Raw genomic sequence first — 20,247 nt, 5'->3', positions numbered from 1 at the left:
CTCACTTAACGGCGTTTAAGGGCAAAACTGTCGGCATAAGCGGCGGGATTGCTGCCGTCCCATACTTTGCCGTCGAACAGTGTGCTGCTGCGCATCTCGCCGGCTGGGACGCTAATGCCGCCCACCGCGCTGGCGGCCTGTTTGTAGATATCAATACGGTTGATCTGACGCGCCACTGCTGCATAATCAGGCGCGGTTTGCACCATGCCCCAGCGCTTCATCTGCGTCAGGAACCACATGCCGTCGGAAATCCACGGGAAGCTCACTTCACCGTCGCGGAAGAAGCGCATACCGTGCGCGTCCTGCCAGCGCTGACCGAGGCCATTTTCGTACTGACCGAGCATGCGCCCTTCCAGCGTTTCCACTTTGGTGTTGATCCACGCGCGTCCGGCCAGCACCTGCGCGGTCTCTTTGCGGTTAGCGTCGGAGGCATCGATCCAGCGCGCGGCTTCCAGCACTGCGGCGGTCAGCGCACGGGCGGTATTGGGGTTCTCTTGCACCCAGGCGGCGCGCGTGGCGAGAATTTTTTCCGGATGATCCGGCCAAATTTGCTGTGTGGTGGTGGCGGTAAAACCGATGTTGTCGCTGATAGCACGCTGGTTCCACGGCTCGCCAACGCAGAAGCCACTCATGTTGCCCATCTTCATGTTCATCACCATTTGCGGTGGCGGGACCACCACGGTGCGCACATCCTCAAACGGGTCGATACCGGCGTTGGCCAGCCAGTAATAGAGCCACATGGCGTGTGTACTGGTTGGGAAGGTATGCGCGAAGGTAAAGCTGCCTTTGGCTTGGCTGGCGATTAATTTTTGCAGGCTGGCCGCATCAGTAACTTTCTGATCTTTAAGCTGATTCGCCAGGGTGATGGCCTGCCCGTTGTTGTTGAGCGTCATCAGGTTAGCCATCTCATGCTGAGGCCCGGCAATGCCCAACTGCAGACCATAAATCATGCCGTACAACGCGTGCGCGGCATCCAATTCGCCAGCGGTGAGCTTGTCGCGCACCGCCGCCCAGCTGGCTTCTTTACTCGGTTGCAGCGTCAGACCGTATTTTTTATCGAAGCCTTTTACTGACGCCATCACCACCGGCGCGCAGTCGGTGAGCGGAATAAAGCCGACGCGAATGTTGCTCTTTTCGGGCGCATCGGAACCGGCAGCCCATACCGCATTGCGTAATCCCGGCAGTAGATAGCTGCCACCGACCGCCGCGCTACCCAGGAGAAATTGACGTCGTGACAATGTGAACCGCGTTTTGCTCATCATGCGCATCCTGAAAAAAAGAATAAAAAAAGGCGTCCTCCCGCATGTCGCAAAAACATGGGGCCGGACGCCTTTATCCAAAGCACTCGCTTCACCGCCGTTGGCGAAACAAATGCGCAATGTCTGTAAGGTATTGCAAAACCTGTGCCAAAAATATCAGGCCGTTTTATCAAGGCTGGCGCTATAAATGCGCTGATGATGCGTCGTTTTTGCACTGCGCTGACGCACTCTACGCACAGGGTTTGTGCAGCTACCTCCTTCGAGTTATGCCTTGAGCGTGGCGGCAACCGCCAGCACCGCCAGGGCTATTTCCAGCACCCGTTTGTTCTGGTTCATGGCGCTCTTACGCAGCGCCTGCCACGCATCCTGCTCGCTGAAACCGTGCTGCTGCATCAACCAGCTTTTCGCCTGATCGATAATTTTGCGTTCATCCAGTGACGCGCGCATCGAGGCGAGTTCATCGGCCTGCGTCTGCAGACGCTGCGACTGCTCACGGATCAACGCCAGCACCGAACGCCCGAGCTGGGGCGCGAGGCCATTGCTGTCCAGCGTGGTTTCAACGCCTGACAGCCAGCTGGCACCCGCGATATAAAGCGAGAAACTGGCCTCTTCTCCGATGGCTATCGGCGGAGATTCACTGTGCTGGGCAGCCGCAATCGCACACTGACAGCGATTCATCAGCGTGGCGCACAGCGTATCTTCAATCTGTTTCATCTGATCGAGACGCGAACTGAGCAGACTAAACCACTGCAACACGCCATTTTCACCGCACTGTGCGCCGGTGCAGGCGATGCGTCTTAGCCGCTCAATTTGGCTGCCGGCATCGGCTATCGCCTGCCAGCGTTGTAGATTTTCCGCATCAGAAAATTGGCTGAAAGTCGCAAAGCTTTGCTCCTGCGCAGCGATCAACACCTGAATGCGCTGCCGTTGCGTCTCGGTAAATTCACCGGCAGCGAATCCCGCCGAACCGGTGGCGCGCTCCTGTCCGGCCAGCTCTTTGCCTTGCATAAAGCTAAATAGCGCGATTAACGCACGCGAGATGTCCGGCTCACTGGCGGTATCCGCCGCTTCAAATACCAGATTGAGTAAGGTGCAGATGATGTGATTAAACGCATCCATCGCCTGCGCCTGCGTCACGGTGCGGCTGTGTACTTGCTGACGCAGCGCCGGCAGACTGTCCAGCGCCTGAAGCGCAGTCGCGATCAGCATGCAAAATCGGCTATAGCCGGGCTGCGCCTCTGCTTCCGGCAGCACCGCCATTGCACGCTGTTCGCGCAGTTCTACCTCCGCAGCGCGCTGTGCTAGCTCTTCACCAAACAGTCGACCAGCCGAGCACAGCCAGATATTGCTGGCTCCACGTTCACGCTGCAGCACATGGATCAATTCACTGATGGCGGTAATCTGTTCGCCGGTCCGCAGCAACCGTTGCAGGCTCGCAATCTCGCTGGCGCGGCTAGCACGTAGATAGTTCAAAGCCCGATTCATTGCTTTCTCCAGCGGTTTAGCGGTGTAAACAGAGGGTCAAGCAAAAGCCATGCCGTGCTGCGTTTAAACGTGGCAGAATTGGGCCCGGAAATTCCGAAATTGAGAAAATTGTTTCGCAAGGCAATCTTTTTTGCTTCATACAAATAGATTAATCTTATTTACCATTTTCGTTTGGTACTAACAGCGACCAAATGCCGTTGCGCTGCCTCGCATCGTTAACTGCAGCGAATAAATTAACTCAGCTTATCTATCACCGTGACTATGTGTTTTATATCATCGGCCTGCGCTGCTTTTTCGCCCGCTAGCACGGGATTTCTCATGGTGCAATGGTTTGAATTCTCAAAAGTCTTAGGTAGACTTAGTTCAGCACTATCTTTCTGTAATCTGTCTGTTTTTTTGATGGCTTTCTCGCTGCTTAATCTGCCTGCCTTAACGGCCCGTGCCGCAGATTACTCTGCAGCTAATCTGATGGAATTTGAGGATCATGGTGAATAAGAGTCTCGTGCTTGTGTTGCTGGCGGTATTAAGTCTGGCTGCTTGCAAAGCGCCACCGCCACCCGTTACAGATGACACGCTGGTAACCAGTGAAGTGAATGGCGTCCAACTGGTCCATCGTCATGCGGTGGCAGCACCTGGCGAATTCACGCCGGTCAATGAGAGTTATCGCGCGCTGTATGCTGCCTCGGTAATGACCACGCCTGATTATGGTGGCAAAGTAGTGCGCTATCTTGATAACGCCAAACCGTTTGAAGTGCTCGGCCGTGTTGAACACAGCTGGCTGGCAGTGGCTGATGAGCCTAACGGCCAGTTAATTGGCTATATTCCGCCGAAAGCGGGCGTGGAGAGCAGCCGTTACGACGCGACCATTCGAAGCGATCGTCCGCGCCCCCGCCGCAACAGCAAACAGGTTTGTGTGGCCGTTGGCGGCGCCAGCAAGGCTTGTCGCACTAACGATACCGCGACCTGGATTTTAGACTGATAATGCAATCCGGCGCACAATGCCCGCAGAAGCGTTTGCTCTGCGGGCTGTGATTTTCGCCCTTGCCTGGATAACCAAGATTTAATGACTCAGGATTCCCTTGCTCGCGATGGCATTGTCGCGGGCAATGATAACCTTTTGCTTAATGCCGCAGCACCCATCCTGAATGCCGTGGTACGTATACGGCAGGCCGCGACACATGACGATCCTGCCGGATTGCGCCAGTTACTGATCGAAGAGATCCGCCAATTCGAACAACGCTGTAAACAAGCGGGCTTACCTTTTGAGATGATTATCGGCGCGCGCTACTGCCTGTGCAGCGTACTGGATGAAGCCGCAGCGCAAACGCCGTGGGGCACGCGCGGCGTGTGGTCCGGCAACGGCATGCTGGTCACCTTTCACAATGAAAGCTGGGGCGGAGAGAAAGTTTTCCAGCTGTTGTCGCGCGTATCGCAAAGCCCGCAGCAGCATCTGTGGCTGCTGGAACTGATCCACTATTGCCTGCTGCTTGGTTATGAAGGCCGTTATCGCGGCAGTGACAGCGGCCGCGCGCAGTGTGAAGCCATCCGCAAACGCCTGGCACAACTCATTACGGAACATCGCCCGGCAAGCGCCAATCCGGCGGTGCCGCTGGTGGAAGTGCATCCGCTGGTCAGCACCCTGACGCGTCCGATGGTGCCGCTTTGGGCCTGCGTTACCCTGGCCACTCTGGTGGCGAGCCTGATTTACAGCGGGCTGAACTGGCGACTCGGCAACGCCGCCGAACCGCTGCTGCGCACCATCTATCAAACCCCGCTGCCACAAATCACGCCAGGACGTCGCCCCACGTCCCCTCAAGCGCTGCTCGATCTGCATCAACGTCTGAATGATGTGATTGCCGCCGGACAGCTGGAAGTGAGCGACGGCGCGTTCGGCAGCAAAGTGATCATCCCCGCTGACAAACTGTTCTCCAGCGACGGCACGGTGGTGAATCAGGTGGGACGGGCGCTGCTGGCGCATGTCGCCAGCGCAATGAAAACCGTTAAAGGCACGGTGTTGGTGTCGGTGTATACCGATAACAGCCCGGTCGATGGCCGTTTCGCCTCCAGCTACGAATTCTCCTCTGCGCGCGCACGCGCCATCATGCAGCTGCTTAATCCGCAGCTCGCGGAAGGTCACAGCGTGAAAGCGGAAGGTCGCGGCGACAGCAATCCGCTGCTGCCGAACGACAGTAATGAAAACCGCGCCCGCAATCGTCGGGTGGAAATCACCCTGTTTGTGACACCGGAAACCCTCGGCAATCATCAGGGAGGCCAATGATGCGCGCATCACTGCAACATCTGTTAACCCATCGCCTGCTGTGGAGCCTGATTGGCGTCACGGCATTGAGCTGCGTGCTGTGGATGCTCGGACCGCTGTGGAGCTGGGGCGATACGCGCCCGCTCGAGCCGGTATTGCCGCGCCAGTTAGCGGTGGGTCTGCTCTATCTGCTCTGGCTGCTGTTCCAGTTTATTCCTGCACTGTGGCGCGGCTGGTTTAATAGCAAGTTGCTCAACCGTCTGCAGCAGATGAGCCAGGAAGAGTTATCCGATCGTCAGGCCACCGAAACCCTGCTGGCGCAGCGCTTCAGTGAAGCAGCGCTGCGTTTAAAGCGCACCCAGTTTGGTCGTCGTCATCAGCAGAGCTGGCTGGCACGTTTTCAAAGTCACTACCTTTATCAGCTGCCGTGGTACGTGATGATTGGCGCGCCGGGCGCCGGTAAAACTACCGCGCTACTTAACGCTGGCCTGCAATTCCCGCTCACCGACAGCCTCGGCAAAGCGGCAATTCGCGGCGTGGGCGGCACGCGCCACTGCGATTGGTGGTTCACCGACAGTGCAGTGCTGATCGATACCGCCGGACGTTACGCGCTGCAGGAGAGCCAACGCGCGCGCGATGGCGCGGAGTGGCACAGTTTTATCAATCTGCTAAAGCGCTATCGCACCCGTCAGCCGATCAACGGCGTGATCATGACCATCAGCGTCTCCGATCTGCTGACCGATTCAGCCGAAGCGCGCCATGCGCAGGCCAGCGCGCTACGTGAACGCATGGCGGAGCTGCATCAGCACACCGGCATTCACTTCCCGGTGTATGTGATGGTGACCAAAACCGACCTGCTGAAAGGGTTTATGAGTTTTTACGGCACGCTCAGCAAGCCGCAGCGCGATGCGATTTGGGGCTTCACTTTCCCGTGGGAACCGGGCAAACCGCATAAAGACGACTGGCACCGCAGCTTCAGCCAGCAATATCAGCACTTAGAACAGCGTTTACAGCAGCAGCTGGCCGACGTCATGGCCGGCGAGCGCGATCTCACCCAGCGCGCCGACAGCTTCCTGTTCCCGCAAGAGTTCAGTTCGTTGCGTCCGCTGCTGAATGAGTATCTCGATGTGGTGTTTTCCAGCCATCAGGAGCCGATCGCCTGGTCGGCGCGCGGCCTGTTCTTCACCAGCGGCACGCAGGAAGGTTTACCGTTTGACCGCATCATGGGCGAGCTGAACCGCAAGCTGCAGCTGCCGCATACCGGTGAAAGCAGCCTCGCGGCGTGGAATAGCGTCGATCGCAGCAGTCCGATCCCCGGCAACAAAGGACAGAGTTTCTTTATCCGCGATTTGCTGAGCGATTTAGTGTTCCGCGAGAGCGGCCTGGCGGGCAGCAATCGCCATTGGGAATACCGCAACCGCTTGTTCCACTGGATCGGTTATGGCGTGCTGACCGGCGCACTGCTGCTGCTCTCCTGTTTGTGGCTCACCAGCTATATTCAGAATCAGCGTTATCTGGACCAGGTTGCCGAACGCCTCGCGCCGATCACCACCCAGAGTCAGCAGGTGATCCATCAGCCCGCCGATAATATTTTTGATCTGCTACCCTTCTTAAATAGCCTGGTGAAACTGCCGCTCTCCGAGCGTTTTTCCCTCGACAATCCACCGCTTACCATGCGCGTTGGGCTGTATCGCGGCAATCAGGTCAGCGATGCGGCGTGGGCGCTTTATCAAAATGCGCTTAAGTCTTTACTGCTGCCGCGCGTGGCGCAGCAGATCACCAATTTGCTGCGTGACGATCCGGGCACCGATAACGAGTACAGTCGCAATGCGCTGCGGGCCTATCAGATGCTCTATCAGCCGCGCAATTATGACGGCGAGTTTCTGCGTGGCTGGCTGATGCAAAACCTGCAGCGCACGCTGCCGGATGATGTCAGCGCGCGCGATTTGCAGCAGCTCGACTGGCATCTGAGCCAGCTGCTGGATCAGCAAATTCAGTCTTCGCCGTATGCGCGTGACAATGCGTTGATGATGCGCAAGCTTGCGGAGAATCTGAAAAATGCCGGTGACAGCAGCAACACGCTGGCGATTGCACCGCACGTTGTTTCGCAGCGATTGACCAGACACAGTGAGTAATGGTGAGGTAATCATGCCGACACACACTGCGCCGGGCTGGTACGGCAAGTTACCGGCCACCGGCGATTTTTTGCGCCAGCGTCTGAGCGAAAATACCGTGACGCCGTGGAGCCACTGGTTTCAGCAAGGATTACTGCACTGGCATCAGCAAGCCGATGCCAGCACCGCACAGTTTTTACGTGCGCCGGTGTGGAATTTTGTGTTACCGCTTTCGCCGCTGCGTCAGCAGGTGCAGATGGGCTGCCTGCTGCCGTCTTGCGATCGCGTGGGCCGCAGCTGGCCGCTACTGGCGCTGCGCAGCTTCCCGCTGAGCCACTGGCACAGCGCGCAGCTGGCGATGTCCGGTGACTGGTTCCAGGAACTGGGCGCGCTGCTGCTGCACGCGGTGCGCGATCGGCTCAATCCCGATGCGCTGGAGCAGCAGATGCAGCGCCTGTCACCGCTGCTGGTGCCGGATACGCAGCGCAGCGACATCATGGATGTGATTGGTTTTGATGATTTACCCTGCACGCTGAGCTGGCGTGAAGTGGCTGACAGATTCGATCCGCAGCAGCACATGAGCTACTGGTGGAGTAATCGCAGTGACGGTTTTAGCCATGCCACCCATAAACACAGTGGCCCGCTGACTGCGCAACTTTTTTCATTATTGTTTAACCCGGCGTCTGGTGCACAGCCGGGCCGCAACGGCCTCTATCCACCGATGTTTGAATAGGCCGTGGCGTTTGCCTTGTTAACGGGATGACTCATGCAATTTACCATTGTGCAGTGCAATACGGATGTGCCCGCCAAGACGGTAGCCTTTAAACCGCCCGGCGGCACCATCGGCCGCAGTCAGGATAACGATCTGGTGCTGCCTGACGAATCGCGCGCCATATCGCGTCTGCAGGCGCTGGTGCATCTTTCGCCGGAGGGCGAGTGCCGCCTGACCAATCAGGGCAGCGTCACGTCGGTGGTATTGAACGGCGTCGCGTTGCAACGCGGCTCGCAAGTGGCGTTGCAGGATGGCGACACGCTGCAAATCGGTGAGTATGGGCTCGAAGTCCGCGATCCTAACAACCTGAAAGCCCGCCAGGACGATCCGCTGGCGTTCTTTGCCGACAGCAGCGACGACCCGCTCGGTATGATGCAGGAGTCGGAGGTGATTCCCGAGCCGGTTGCGCGTCAGGAGCGCCGCAACGATCCGCGTCTGGCGATTGATCCGCAAAGCGATGCGCCGACGCTGCCCGCCACGTTGCCGGGCGTCTCTCAGGACAAACTGATTGCCGCGCTGCTGGAAGGGATGGGGCTGAACAACGGCCATCAAACCACCATCACCGAAGAGCAGATGCGCGTAACCGGTCGCATGCTGAGCCTGTTTTCGCAAGGTACCGTCGCCCTGCTCTCCTCGCGCTCGATCCTCAAGCGCGGCGTGAAAGCCGACATGACGATGATCCTCAATGAGGCGAATAACCCGTTCAAAATTCTGCCGTCCGGTAAAACCGTATTGATGCAGATGTATCAAAGCCAGATGCCGGGCTTTATGCCGCCGGAACCGGCGGTGCGCGATGCGCTGGTGGATTTGCAGGCGCATCAGCTCGGCATGATTGCCGGTATCCGCGCCATTATTGCCGCCATGCTGCAATCATTTAACCCGCAGCGCTTAGAAGAAGAAGCACGCAAAGATGGCGTGCTGCCCAAAATGGCGTTCAGCACCGGACGCAAAGCGGCGCTGTGGGATTACTTCTCACGCCACTATCAACGTACCGCTGGCGAAATTGAGGATGACTTCCATACGCTGTTCGGCGAAGCCTTCCTGCATGCCTATGATATGGAAGTGAATCAATACAAAGATTCTCAAACGCGGACCGAAGACGCATGAAGATGATGTTTGCCAGCCGCTGCCAGCAAGGCATGCGCGACGAAAATCAGGATCGTACCGGCGCCGAGCTGGACGATCATAAAGCCTGTTTTCTGGTGTGTGACGGCGTCGCCGGTTTGCCTGGCGGTGATATCGCCGCGCAGCTGGTGCGCGATACGCTGCTAACGCAGCTGCAGCACAGCGCGACGTTCACCCCTGAAAGCACGCGCGCCGCCATTGAACACTGCCAGCAGGTGCTGATTGAGGCACAGGGAAACAATCCGAATTTTTCACGTATGAGCACCACGCTCGCCGCGCTGTTTATCGACCGCGAAAAACAGCGCGCATGGTGGGCGCACGCTGGCGACAGCCGGGTTTATCACTTCCGTCATGGGGTGCTAAATCAGGTGACGCGTGACCACAGTCTGGCCCAGCAGTTACGCGAGGCGGGCTATGAAAATACCGGCATTAACAGTAATTTACTCTATAATGCGCTCGGTGTTGAGCCTGCCCGTCCGGCCACTTTTAGCGAGGTGATTACGCTGGCCGATGGCGATGCGTTTCTGGTTTGCAGCGATGGATTCTGGCTCAATCTCACCACCCACGAAATGGAACTGGCCCTGCGCATGGTGAATGCCTGCGAAGAGTGGCTGACTTTGATGGAACAAGCCGTTAACCGCAGTGTTAAAAGCGACAATCTCAGCGCTCTAGCCGTCTGGATTGGCGAACCGCAGGAAGCGACGCTGCTTTATTCCCAGGCTGATGCGGCACGTTTTCTGCCGTCACGTTATTGATCCAAGGATGCTTATGAAAGTGTGGTTGACGGGCTTCGCAACCCTGTTGCTGGCCGTAAATGCGCAGGCAGAAGATTACCGCGTGGTGTATTCCCCGAGCCTGTCATTAGAAGTCTACATTGATGACGTGGCGAGCAAAGCGCCCAACGACTGGTGCAAAGAGACGCTGCCGCTGCGCATCGTTTCGGGCAAAAGCACTGACTCCAGCATCCTAACCAGCTTCCTGCCGCGCGTCGGTACGCTGCTGGCGAATCAGTGCGGCCTGCTGGATGAACTGCCGTGGCAGATGACCAATAAAGAGGGCAGCGTGCTGGCTAACGGCAGCGCAGCCAAATTACAGAACTGGCGCCCGATCGTGCTGAACGATGCCACCGCCAGCGCCACCACCAGCAACGCCGCGCCGCTCGATTTGTCACGCCCGGCGGATAGCACGCCGCTGCAGCACTTTGCCTTGCCGGGCGGCTGCCATTTCCGTACCTGGTGGGATGACAAAGGCGAATCGCTGTTTATCCCGGATAACCCGAATCAGCACTGCTCCACCGAAGGCTGGCTGGAAGGCCCGAGCGAAATGACGCTGATGAGCGCTGGCAAAACCCATAATCTGGCGCTGAACTTCTATCAGGGCTACCCGATTGCAGATTTGAAAATGAGCGGTCCGCCGCTGGAAGTGGTCTCGGTGAATAACCAGCGCATGATTGTTACGCGTCCGGATGCCGATGATAGCTGGTTAGTGCTGCCGTTTGATGCACAACAGCATGTGTGGCGTTTTAGCGGCACACTACTGGTGAAGATGGACAAAACTGCCGATCAGGGCAGCGATGTGCTGAAAAAGCGGGTTGAGACGTTACGCGGCGTTTGGTCGCCGCAATTTATGCCACAGCAAAAAGTGACTGTGTTACTGATTGACACCCTGCATGCGGATCTCGCCGATCCGGCGATTGGTGCCTGGCGTAACATTAATTAATTAGCGGTCGTTGCCTGCCGTCATCGTGATGACGGGGCGCTACAGGACGTGTTCAGAGAGTTCACTATGTCGGCAAACGAAAACCATACACCTAACGCCCTCCCTGCGGGCTACCGGTTTAATGAATTTGAAATCAAGGAAGTGATTGGCGGCGGCGGCTTCGGCATTGTTTATCGTGCCTGGGACCATCAGCTGGAACGCACCATCGCGATCAAAGAGTACATGCCCGTCTCGTTGGCGGTGCGTGCGGCGGATATGTCGCTGGAACTGCGCGGAGAGCGTTTCCATAAGCTGTTTACCGCCGGTCGTAATAGCTTTATTCAGGAGGCGCGCCTGCTGGCACGCTTCAATCATCCCGGCTTGCTACACGTGTTGCGCTTCTGGGAAGAGAACGGCACCGCCTACATGGGCACGCTTTATTACAGCGGCATGACGCTGAAAGAGTGGCAGATCACCAGTCCGGACAGCATTGACGAGAACTGGATCCGTCGTCTGCTACCGCCGCTGTTTGGCGCCATTGATACTATCCACGCCGCCGGTTATCTGCATCGCGATATCTCGCTGGATAACATCCAGATTCAGGAAAACCAGCTGCCGGTGCTGCTTGATTTTGGCTCGGCGCGCAAAGAGATCGGCAACCTCTCGGATGAAACCGAGATCATGCTGAAGCCCGGCTTTGCGCCGATTGAGCAGTACAGCGAAGAAGGCGAAATAGAGCAAGGTCCGTGGACCGATATCTATGCGCTTGGCGCAGTGCTGCACAACCTGATCACCGGCCATGCACCGCCGGTGAGCGTGGTGCGCTGCATTGAGGATAACTATCAGCCGCTGGTGGAGCGCAAGCCGGAAGGCTATTCGCTGCCGCTGCTGCACGCTATTGACTGCGCGTTAGCCATGAAGCCAGCAGATCGTCCGCAAAGCATTGATGCCTTTGCCAGCTTGATCGATCTGCCGGTCAGCGATGTCGAAGCGCTCTCCACCACTATTCCGCTCGTGGCTGAGCCGGTTGTGCCGGTGGAGCCGAGTGTTGCAACGCCGGAACCGCAAGTGTTGGCCGTCAATCATGCCGCTGCCGCCGTTGAACCTTTGACGCCGCGCAACGTGCGTCGTTTGTCGCCAGGTTTAGTGGTGGCCGCTGCGATTGCGGTGCTGGCGGTTGTGGTGGTGGTTTGGAAAGCGAATCATCACAGCGAAGCACCGCCGGTTGCCGCCAGCACCGCGCCCGCTGCGCCTGCTGCCGCAGCAGGCAACAGTGTAGCGAGCAGCGCACCGACGGTGGCGACGGTTTATCTGCGTTTGCAGGCGGGTGAGAATGTGATGCTGAATGGCGAAGCCCGCGATGTGAAGCCCTCCTCCAGCGGATTCGCTTCACTGAATCTGGCGGCGGGGAACTATCGCATTGAGGTGCGTAACGGCAACCAGGTGCATAGCCAATCGCTGACCATCGATAAGCCGGGAACCTGGCTGATTAATCCGGCGCAGTAATCCGTATCAGCGCGCTGCCGAATGACTCTGCAGCGCTCTGACATCTGCTGCCAGGCGCGTCAATGCCGCTTCCTGCATGCCACGTTTGCCTAGCTCCTGCTCCAGCGCGTAGAGGTATTGTGCGTTGGTGCCGAGCGGACCGCTGGCCTGAGCAATCAACGGCGCAATGGTGCTGCGGCAGGAATCGGTTTCATAAAGCGGATGACGCGGATCCATGATAAACACCAGCGCGGTAACGTTGCGTCCATCCTCCAGCTCCAGTTCACACCAGGTTGGCAGATAGCAGCCGGTGATCATTTCACGCTTCCACAGCAGCTCCAGCTCATCATGCAAACGCGATTCCGGTAAGCGGAACGCCAGTCCGCTGGTGGAACCGCCCTCTTTCAGCGCCAGCATGCGGCCAGGCGCGGTTACGGTGCCGCGACCGGCAATCAGACGCAGGCAAAACGCACGGTGCCAGCCCTCTAAACGACCCGGTGCCACTTCGGCCGCTTCAAAAATGGGATTCCACATCAGCGAGCCGTAGCCAAAAATCCACACCGGGCTTTGGTCAGGACGACAGGCCAGCGTCGCGGACAGCGATGCCGCACGCTTTTCACAGCTCCAGAACAGCGCTTCATCAATATCGCCAAACGATGTTTTACAATCTGCTTTTAACAAAAATTCCCGCGTTAACACTGTGGTCTCCTCTACTACGCTGACATCTTGCCGGTGTGGTTCCTCAAAACTGATGTCTACAGGCGACGCTCATTGCATCGTCTTAAGAGAAGACATTAATTCATTTTTAACAAAACATTCAAGATTGACCCCGATCACAAAAGGGAAATTCTGTGTAAATAGCATCGGCTGCCTGATGAGGAACTTGAATGGCGAAGGGAAAAGTGCGAGGCGGGCCGCACCGGCCCGCAAAACAAACTAGTTTTTAGGGTGCCACTTGTCATCGTCACCTTTTGAGTACTCATGCTTGACTGCTGCCCAGGCGACTTTGTGTGCCACCTCTTCGCGCGACTCATCGCCACGCCGGTCGTCGGGATCTTTGTATTGGTCCCAGGCGCTGTTAAAGGCCTTTTGATAGATGGTTTGTGCGTGAGCCGGCAGGACATGACGCACGCTGTCTGGCAGTTCTTTGTTTGATGAATAAGGCATATTTCCTCCGGATTTATACTCAGAGTTTAAGTCTGGATCATCTGGGTTAAAACGCAAACTGGTACTTTCACTGAAAGATGGCGTAAAACAGGTTTAAACCTCTATAAACTTCACCCTATACGACGATTAACCAGACCAATCTCATCTTTAATTGGGTGAGCGACTCATGCAACATAATGAATACAGGCGTTAATCCAGCGATAACACACTCTTTTGCCGTGTTATGCATAATAAACGCTTTTGGTAAAATCGCGTAAAGTCACAGCAGCACAGCTGATGAAAAGTTACACTGCGTTACGTCAGAAAACTCATTATATTTATCAGGCAATGATTGCCTGCTTTGTACTTTTTCCGGAGAGGATGGTAAATGCCTGGACATGAGAAAACCCGCCATACCGAGTACTCACTGATTTTCCCCGTTGCTGCGCTGGCGGTGCTGAGCTTCTTCGGCAACCAGACAGCGCTTCTGCCGGTTATCGGCATCAACCTGTTGGCATTAGTTGCCATTCTGTTTAGCGCCTTCAGCGTGGTGCGTCACGCCGACGTTCTGGCACACCGTTTAGGCGAACCTTATGGCTCGCTGATTCTCAGTCTTTCCGTCGTCATACTTGAAGTGAGTCTGATCTCCGCGCTGATGGCCACCGGCGATGCCGCGCCCGCGCTAATGCGCGACACGCTCTACTCGATCATCATGATTGTGACCGCCGGTTTAGTCGGCTTTGCCCTGCTGCTGGGCGGACGCAAGTTTGCCACGCAGTACGTTAATCTGGCGGGCGTAAAACAGTACATGATCGCCATTTTCCCGCTGGCGATTCTGGTACTGGTGTTCCCCAATGCGTTACCTGGCGGTAACTTCACGACTACGCAGGCGCTGATCATCGCGGCGATTTCTGCGGCCATGTACGGCGTATTCCTGCTGATTCAAACCAAAACCCACCAAAGCCTGTTCGTTTATGAGCATGAAGATGATGGCGACGATCCGCACCACGGTAAGCCTTCTGCGCACAGCTCGTTGTGGCACACCGCATGGCTGATCGTGCATCTGATTGCGGTGATTACCGTGACCAAGATGAACGCCAATCCGCTGGAAAGTCTGCTGACAGAACTGAACGCCCCGGCGCAGTTCACCGGCTTCCTGGTGGCGCTGTTGATCCTGTCGCCGGAAGGTTTAGGTGCAATCAAAGCGGTACTGATGAATCAAGTTCAGCGTGCTATGAATCTGTTCTTCGGTTCGGTGCTGGCGACCATTTCACTGACGGTGCCTGCAGTGACCATCATCGCTACCCTGACCGACCAGCAATTGGTGTTCGGCCTTGAGCCACCGCAGATGGTGATCATGAGCGCCGTGCTGATCCTTTGCCACATCTCGTTCTCAACGGGCCGCACCAACGTGTTGAACGGTGCCGCGCATCTGGCACTGTTTGCCGGCTATTTGTTGACGATTATGCTGTGAGACTAGCGGTCGGCATAAATGCCAACTTTACGGAAATCGTGCATGTTGTAGGATCGCCATTTATGGCGACCAGCCAATAAAAAAGGCGCCATCGGCGCCTTTTTCACATTTCAAAACAATCAGTTGCTGGTATCCAGCTCTGGGAAGCTCTTCACCAGATCGTCGATTGCTTTCATCTGCACCAGGAAGGGTTCCAGCTTATCCAGCGGCAGCGCGGATGGACCGTCGCATTTGGCGCTGTTTGGCTCTGGGTGCGCTTCGATGAACAGGCCCGCAATGCCAACCGCCATGCCGGCACGCGCCAGCTCGGCGACCTGCGCACGACGACCGCCAGACGCAGCGCCGAACGGATCGCGCGTTTGCAGCGCGTGAGTAACGTCGAAGATCACTGGGCTATTTTGGGTAACGTTCTTCATCACGTTGAAGCCGAGCATATCGACAACCAGGTTGTCATAGCCGAAGTTGCTGCCGCGATCGCACAGGATAACCTGATCGTTGCCGCCTTCGACGAATTTGTCGTAGATGTTACCCATCTGGCCTGGGCTAACAAACTGGGGCTTCTTGACGTTGATTACCGCGCCGGTTTTCGCCATCGCTTCCACCAAATCGGTCTGACGAGCGAGGAAAGCCGGCAGCTGAATCACATCAACCACGTCAGCCACCGGCTGCGCCTGCGATGCTTCATGCACATCGGTGATGATTTTCACGCCGAAAGCCTGCTTCAGCTCCTGGAAAATCTTCATACCCTCTTCCAGGCCAGGACCACGATAAGATTTGATTGAAGAGCGGTTCGCTTTATCAAAAGAGGCTTTGAATACGTAAGGGATCCCGAGTTTGTCGGTGACCTCAACGTAGTGTTCGCAGATGCGCATGGCGAGATCGCGCGATTCCAGCACGTTCATGCCGCCGAAGAGAACGAATGGCAGATCGTTTGCGACCTTGATATCGCCGATATTCACTACTTTCTGTGTCATGCCCTTTCCTTTCCTTTTATCGGGTAACGCTTAGTGCAGCGTTACCTGTTTCTGTTCAATTGCGTGAATCTGCACTTTAATCATCTCGCTGACCGGATCTTCAGGACACTGTTCAACGAAATAGGTCAAATCATTCAGCGCGATGTGTTCACACTCTAATTGCGCGTAAATCAAACCACGGTCGCGAATCTCGTAAGGATCGTCAGGATCGATCTGCAGCAGCACTTTGCTGACGTTCAGCGCCAGCTCCATCTGCTTCTCTTCCATCAGCGCGGATTTCAAGGTGTCGAGCATCTTGCGCATCACGTTGATGGTCTTGGCTTCGTCGAGATCGTCGTTATACAGCTTGGCGGTTGGGCTGATGTTGCCTTTCAGCCACACTTCCAGCGTATGCGTATCCAGCGTTTCGCCGTTGAACGGGTTGATCAGCCACATTTCGCCATCTAACCAGTCGGCACGCAGAATCAGCTGTGTCGGGAAAATCACCGGCATCAGCGGCAATTCCAGCTCATCGGCGATGTGCAGCAGGATCACGCCCAGCGACACCGCCGTGCCCTGACGGCTCTTCAAGACTTTGTCGATCCACAGCGCGTCGGAGAGATTGTAGACGCCGCTGGCGCCGCCAAATCCCCACTGACGATAGAACAGCTCCAGCAGCTTACCCAGCTGCAAATCGGCGTCCTGTTCGCTACTGACAAACTCACGGGCTTCATCTACCAGCGCCGCCAACTGTTGTTGCACAGAAGGCGCGGAAAAATCATTGCGTATGGCGCATGTGGCACCAATCACCGCTTCACTCAACGGTGTTTTACTGTAATCGAGTTGCTCTGGCGAGGTCATACAATCCCCAATAACGGCATTTTGGTCATCGCCAGCTTAATCACAAACAGCAACGCTACGATTGCAATCAGGAAGGCGATCCAACGTGTCCCCATTTTACGTGGGCGACGGCTCAATGCCACGGAACCTAAGGCGATGTAGATAATAACCGCTAACAGCTTCTCCGTCAGCCAGCTTCCTTGTGGTGTGAAAGGATAAAAATGCGTAATCATCACCAGCAGCGCACCGCTTAACAGCAAAAAGGTGTCGTTTACGTGCGGCGCAATGCGCACCCAGCGGCGTTGCAGCATCGCTGAGCCGGTGGTTTGCCAGTAGAAGCGCAGCAAAAACAGACAAATCGTCAGCGCGACGGTCAGCAAGTGAAAATGTTTAATCAGGGGATACCAGCTCGCCATCGTTATTCCTTATTAAAAAAATTGTCCTAGTGTGACGCGCGGATTACCGCCGTAATCGTCAACGGTGCTCACCGCCTGATAACCGTGCTGCGTCATGATGGCGCGCACGGCATCACCTTGCTGCCAGCCATGTTCCAGCAACAGCCAGCCGCCAGCGTGCAGCCAGCGCGGTGCGGTGTGAATGATAAAACGTAAATCGGCCAAACCCTGATCGTCCGCCACTAACGCGCTGCGCGGTTCAAAGCGCACGTCGCCCTGCTGCAGATGTTCATCGGCGGCATCAATATAGGGGGGATTACTGACAATCAGATCAAAACGTTGGGCGGGAAGATCGTTAAACCAGTTGCTGAGGATGAAGCGGGCGTTATCAATGTGCAGACGCTGCGCATTATCCTGCGCCAGTTCCACCGCCGCCGCGATGCGATCGCAGCCGATAACCTGGCAGCCTGGCCGCTCGCTGGCCAGCGCCAGCGCAATCGCGCCGGTGCCGGTGCCTAAATCCAGCAGTGAAGTCGCGGCGGCAGGCAGATGCGCCAGCGCTTGCTCCACCAGCACTTCGGTGTCCGGACGCGGGATCAGCGTGGCATCACTGACGCGCAACGGCAGCGACCAGAATTCACGCTCGCCGACCAGATGCGCAATCGGCTCGCCGTTGACGCGGCGCGCCAGCAGCGCATTCAGTTGTTCCAGCTGCTGCGCGTCCAGTTCCGCATCGTCAAAGGCAATCAGCCAACTGCGCGCTTTGCCCGTCACAAAACCCAGCAATATTTCCGCATCGCGCTTCGGGCTGTCGCCGCCACAGAGCGCTACCACAGCCTGCTGTAGCCAGCGACGGATGATCATTAATCCTGTCCAGCCAGCGCGGCCAGCTGATCGGCTTGATACTCCTGCACAATCGGCTCTATCAGCGCATCCAGCTTGCCTTCCATCACCTCATCGAGACGGTAAACCGTGAGGTTGATGCGGTGATCGGTGACGCGGCCCTGCGGGAAGTTGTAGGTGCGGTTACGATCCGAACGGTCGCCGCTGCCGAGCAGGTTACGACGCGTCGAAGCTTCAGCGGCATTACGCTTTGCCGTTTCCGCCGCGTGAATACGCGCACCCAACACCGCCAACGCTTTGGCTTTGTTTTTGTGCTGTGAACGTTCGTCCTGACACTCCACCACAATGCCAGTTGGCAAGTGGGTGATACGAATCGCGGAATCGGTGGTGTTAACGTGCTGACCACCGGCACCGGAAGAACGGAAGGTGTCGATTTTCAAATCGCCGGCGTTGATTTCCGGCATTTCCGCTTCGGGCAGTTCCGGCATGACCGCAACGGTACAAGCCGAGGTGTGAATACGGCCCTGCGATTCGGTTTCTGGCACGCGCTGTACGCGATGGCCGCCCGATTCAAACTTAAAGCGGCCATACGCGCCATCGCCGATGATGCGGGCGATCACTTCTTTATAGCCGCCGTGCTCACCTTCGTTGGCGCTGATGATCTCAACCTGCCAGCGACGCGCTTCGGCGTAACGGCTGTACATACGGAACAGATCGCCGGCAAAAATCGCCGCTTCATCACCGCCGGTACCGGCGCGCACTTCGACAAAGCACGAACGTTCATCGTCGGGATCTTTCGGCAGCAGCAGCACTTGCAGCTGTTGTTCCAGCGCTTCACGCTTCTCGCGTGACAGCTTTAATTCTTCCTGCGCCATCTCGCGCATTTCCGGGTCTTCCAGCATCATTTCGGCAGTTTCAACGTCTTCCTGCACCTGCTGCCATTCGCGGAAACAACGGGTGACGTCGCTAAGCTGGGCATATTCGCGTGATAACGCACGGAAACGATCCTGATCGGCAATCACGCCGGCATCGCCCAGCAACGCTTCCACTTCCTCGTGGCGTTCCTGGAGCGCTTCCAGCTTGGCAACAATAGAGCTCTTCATGTAATAGCGGGTATCCCAGTGATAGGTCGTGACTGACCAGATTACTCTAAACCGAGGCTGTCACGTAAGATCTGCAGGCGTTCGCTGTCGCCGTCGCGCGCGGCCTGCTGCAGTGATTTGGTTGGTGCATGAATTAATCGGTTAGTCAGCTTGTGTGCCAGTTCCTGCAGCACTTTTTCGGCGTCAGCGCCCTGCTGCAGCGCGGCCAGCGCGCGTTCCTGTAACTCGGCGCGCACCTGATCGGCCTGCGAACGGTATTCACGGATGGTTTCAACCGCGCTTTGCGCACGCAGCCAGGCCATAAATTCGCCGCTCTCCTGCACCACAATGCTTTCAGCCTGCACGGCGGCGGCTTTGCGCTGCGCCATGTTCTGCTCGATGATCGCTTGCAGATCATCAACGCTGTAGAGATAGGCGTTCGCCAGCTTGCCCACTTCCGGCTCGACATCGCGCGGTACGGCGATATCCACCAGCAGCATCGGCTGATTGCGACGCGCTTTCAGCGCGCGCTCCACCATCCCTTTACCGATAATCGGCAGCGGGCTGGCGGTGGAAGAGATAATGATGTCGGCATCGGCCAGACGGGTTTCGATATCGCCGAGGCCAATCACTTCTGCCCCGACTTCATCGGCCAGCAGCTGTGCGCGTTCGCGGGTGCGGTTGGCGATCATCAGCTTCTTGACGGAGTGTTCGCGCAGATGACGCGCCACTAACTCGATGGTTTCACCAGCGCCGACCAGCAGCACGTTAACGGTGCTGAGCGATTCAAAAATTTGACGCGCCAGTGAACAGGCAGCGAAGGCGACCGATACGGCGCTGGCGCCAATCTCGGTTTCGGTGCGCACACGCTTGGCCACCGAGAAGGTTTTCTGGAACATGCGCTCCAGTTCACTGCTCAGCGCGTGGTCGCGTGACGAATCAACAAAAGCTTTTTTAACCTGACCTAAAATCTGTGGTTCACCCAACACCAATGAATCCAGCCCGCTGGCCACGCGCATCAGATGGCTGACCGCCGCGTTATCCTGATGCCAGTAGAGGCTGTTGCGCACATCCTCTTCACGCAGATCGTGATAGTCACACAGCCAACGCACCAGCTTCTCCTGCAGGTCGGCTTGCTGCTCTACACTGAGGTAGAGTTCCGTACGGTTGCAGGTCGAAAGGACCACACCGCTCTGCACCATCGGCTGGGACAGCAGGCTATTCAGCGCCAGTTCCAGCGTGTCTGGTGTAAACGCAACGCGTTCGCGTAGCGCAACAGGTGCAGTTTTGTGGTTGATTCCGAGTGCAAGCAGCGTCAT

The 20,247-nt window shown here is 56.8% G+C and carries 19 protein-coding genes; 9 read left to right on the top strand and 10 right to left on the bottom strand.

Features of this window, described 5'->3' with window-relative positions; all coding sequences use genetic code 11:
* Positions 1 to 5 precede the first annotated feature (5 nt).
* The gene (locus ACFQW4_RS08410) at positions 6 to 1,259 is read right to left on the bottom strand and encodes a CmpA/NrtA family ABC transporter substrate-binding protein (RefSeq protein ID WP_110866338.1); all 1,254 of its coding nucleotides are present in this window, start codon (positions 1,257 to 1,259) and stop codon (positions 6 to 8) included.
* Positions 1,260 to 1,523: 264 nt separating this feature from the next.
* Positions 1,524 to 2,744, bottom strand: coding sequence for a nitrate regulatory protein (locus tag ACFQW4_RS08405; RefSeq protein WP_101764125.1), 1,221 nt, complete (start codon positions 2,742 to 2,744; stop codon positions 1,524 to 1,526).
* 484 nt (positions 2,745 to 3,228) lie between these two features.
* On the opposite strand from ACFQW4_RS08405, the gene ACFQW4_RS08400 reads away from it, so the two are divergent.
* From ACFQW4_RS08400 to ACFQW4_RS08365, 8 genes are all read left to right on the top strand, one after another.
* Complete coding sequence (locus tag ACFQW4_RS08400; RefSeq protein ID WP_192234148.1) at positions 3,229 to 3,723, top strand: SH3 domain-containing protein; 495 nt, start codon at positions 3,229 to 3,231, stop codon at positions 3,721 to 3,723.
* Between the two features lie 84 nt (positions 3,724 to 3,807).
* Entirely contained in the window at positions 3,808 to 5,022 is a 1,215-nt protein-coding gene (gene icmH, locus ACFQW4_RS08395; protein ID WP_101764124.1) for a type IVB secretion system protein IcmH/DotU, read from the top strand.
* Entirely contained in the window at positions 5,022 to 7,136 is a 2,115-nt protein-coding gene (gene tssM / locus ACFQW4_RS08390) for a type VI secretion system membrane subunit TssM (protein WP_217547510.1), read from the top strand. The genes icmH and tssM overlap by 1 nt, the downstream gene beginning before the upstream one ends.
* A 13-nt stretch (positions 7,137 to 7,149) precedes the next feature.
* Positions 7,150 to 7,848: a type VI secretion system-associated protein TagF gene (gene tagF, locus ACFQW4_RS08385; protein WP_110866339.1), complete on the top strand. Its 699-nt coding sequence runs from the start codon at positions 7,150 to 7,152 to the stop codon at positions 7,846 to 7,848.
* 33 nt (positions 7,849 to 7,881) lie between these two features.
* A complete protein-coding gene (gene tagH, locus ACFQW4_RS08380) occupies positions 7,882 to 8,994 on the top strand; it encodes a type VI secretion system-associated FHA domain protein TagH (protein WP_137385967.1) in 1,113 nt (370 codons plus the stop codon).
* Positions 8,991 to 9,767 carry a PP2C family serine/threonine-protein phosphatase gene (locus tag ACFQW4_RS08375; protein ID WP_137385968.1) on the top strand — a complete coding sequence of 259 codons (777 nt, stop codon included), beginning with the start codon at positions 8,991 to 8,993 and terminating at the stop codon, positions 9,765 to 9,767. Before tagH ends, ACFQW4_RS08375 begins: the two co-directional genes overlap by 4 nt.
* Before the next feature lie 13 nt (positions 9,768 to 9,780).
* Positions 9,781 to 10,731 carry a hypothetical protein gene (locus tag ACFQW4_RS08370; protein ID WP_110866342.1) on the top strand — a complete coding sequence of 317 codons (951 nt, stop codon included), beginning with the start codon at positions 9,781 to 9,783 and terminating at the stop codon, positions 10,729 to 10,731.
* A 66-nt stretch (positions 10,732 to 10,797) separates the two neighbouring features.
* The gene (locus ACFQW4_RS08365; protein ID WP_217546373.1) at positions 10,798 to 12,216 is read left to right on the top strand and encodes a serine/threonine-protein kinase; all 1,419 of its coding nucleotides are present in this window, start codon (positions 10,798 to 10,800) and stop codon (positions 12,214 to 12,216) included.
* Between the two features lie 6 nt (positions 12,217 to 12,222).
* Here the strand turns inward: ACFQW4_RS08365 and ACFQW4_RS08360 are convergent, their stop codons facing one another.
* Both ACFQW4_RS08360 and chaB read right to left on the bottom strand, forming a co-directional pair.
* A complete protein-coding gene (locus tag ACFQW4_RS08360; RefSeq protein WP_168197458.1) occupies positions 12,223 to 12,894 on the bottom strand; it encodes a gamma-glutamylcyclotransferase in 672 nt (223 codons plus the stop codon).
* Between the two features lie 237 nt (positions 12,895 to 13,131).
* Positions 13,132 to 13,362, bottom strand: coding sequence for a putative cation transport regulator ChaB (gene chaB, locus ACFQW4_RS08355; protein ID WP_101764116.1), 231 nt, complete (start codon positions 13,360 to 13,362; stop codon positions 13,132 to 13,134).
* A gap of 367 nt (positions 13,363 to 13,729) precedes the next feature.
* On the opposite strand from chaB, the gene chaA reads away from it, so the two are divergent.
* Entirely contained in the window at positions 13,730 to 14,815 is a 1,086-nt protein-coding gene (gene chaA / locus ACFQW4_RS08350; RefSeq protein ID WP_110866345.1) for a sodium-potassium/proton antiporter ChaA, read from the top strand.
* 119 nt (positions 14,816 to 14,934) lie between these two features.
* Here the strand turns inward: chaA and kdsA are convergent, their stop codons facing one another.
* The 6 genes from kdsA to hemA are packed head-to-tail and all read right to left on the bottom strand — an operon-like array spanning position 14,935 to position 20,247.
* Entirely contained in the window at positions 14,935 to 15,789 is an 855-nt protein-coding gene (gene kdsA / locus ACFQW4_RS08345) for a 3-deoxy-8-phosphooctulonate synthase (protein WP_101764114.1), read from the bottom strand.
* A 30-nt stretch (positions 15,790 to 15,819) separates the two neighbouring features.
* Complete coding sequence (sirB1, locus tag ACFQW4_RS08340) at positions 15,820 to 16,629, bottom strand: invasion regulator SirB1 (RefSeq protein WP_101764113.1); 810 nt, start codon at positions 16,627 to 16,629, stop codon at positions 15,820 to 15,822.
* Complete coding sequence (locus ACFQW4_RS08335) at positions 16,626 to 17,024, bottom strand: SirB2 family protein (RefSeq protein ID WP_101764112.1); 399 nt, start codon at positions 17,022 to 17,024, stop codon at positions 16,626 to 16,628. The genes sirB1 and ACFQW4_RS08335 overlap by 4 nt, the downstream gene beginning before the upstream one ends.
* Before the next feature lie 12 nt (positions 17,025 to 17,036).
* Positions 17,037 to 17,867, bottom strand: coding sequence for a peptide chain release factor N(5)-glutamine methyltransferase (gene prmC / locus ACFQW4_RS08330; RefSeq protein ID WP_377724824.1), 831 nt, complete (start codon positions 17,865 to 17,867; stop codon positions 17,037 to 17,039).
* Complete coding sequence (prfA, locus tag ACFQW4_RS08325; protein WP_101764110.1) at positions 17,867 to 18,949, bottom strand: peptide chain release factor 1; 1,083 nt, start codon at positions 18,947 to 18,949, stop codon at positions 17,867 to 17,869. The genes prmC and prfA overlap by 1 nt, the downstream gene beginning before the upstream one ends.
* Before the next feature lie 41 nt (positions 18,950 to 18,990).
* A complete protein-coding gene (hemA, locus tag ACFQW4_RS08320; RefSeq protein WP_061718543.1) occupies positions 18,991 to 20,247 on the bottom strand; it encodes a glutamyl-tRNA reductase in 1,257 nt (418 codons plus the stop codon).

It is taken from the genome of Pantoea sp. GCM10028869 (genome assembly GCF_042666835.1).
Taxonomy (GTDB): Bacteria; Pseudomonadota; Gammaproteobacteria; order Enterobacterales; family Enterobacteriaceae; genus Pantoea; species Pantoea leporis.
The sequence above is the reverse complement of the archived record's forward strand: the minus strand, read 5'-3'. Positions and strand labels throughout refer to the sequence as shown.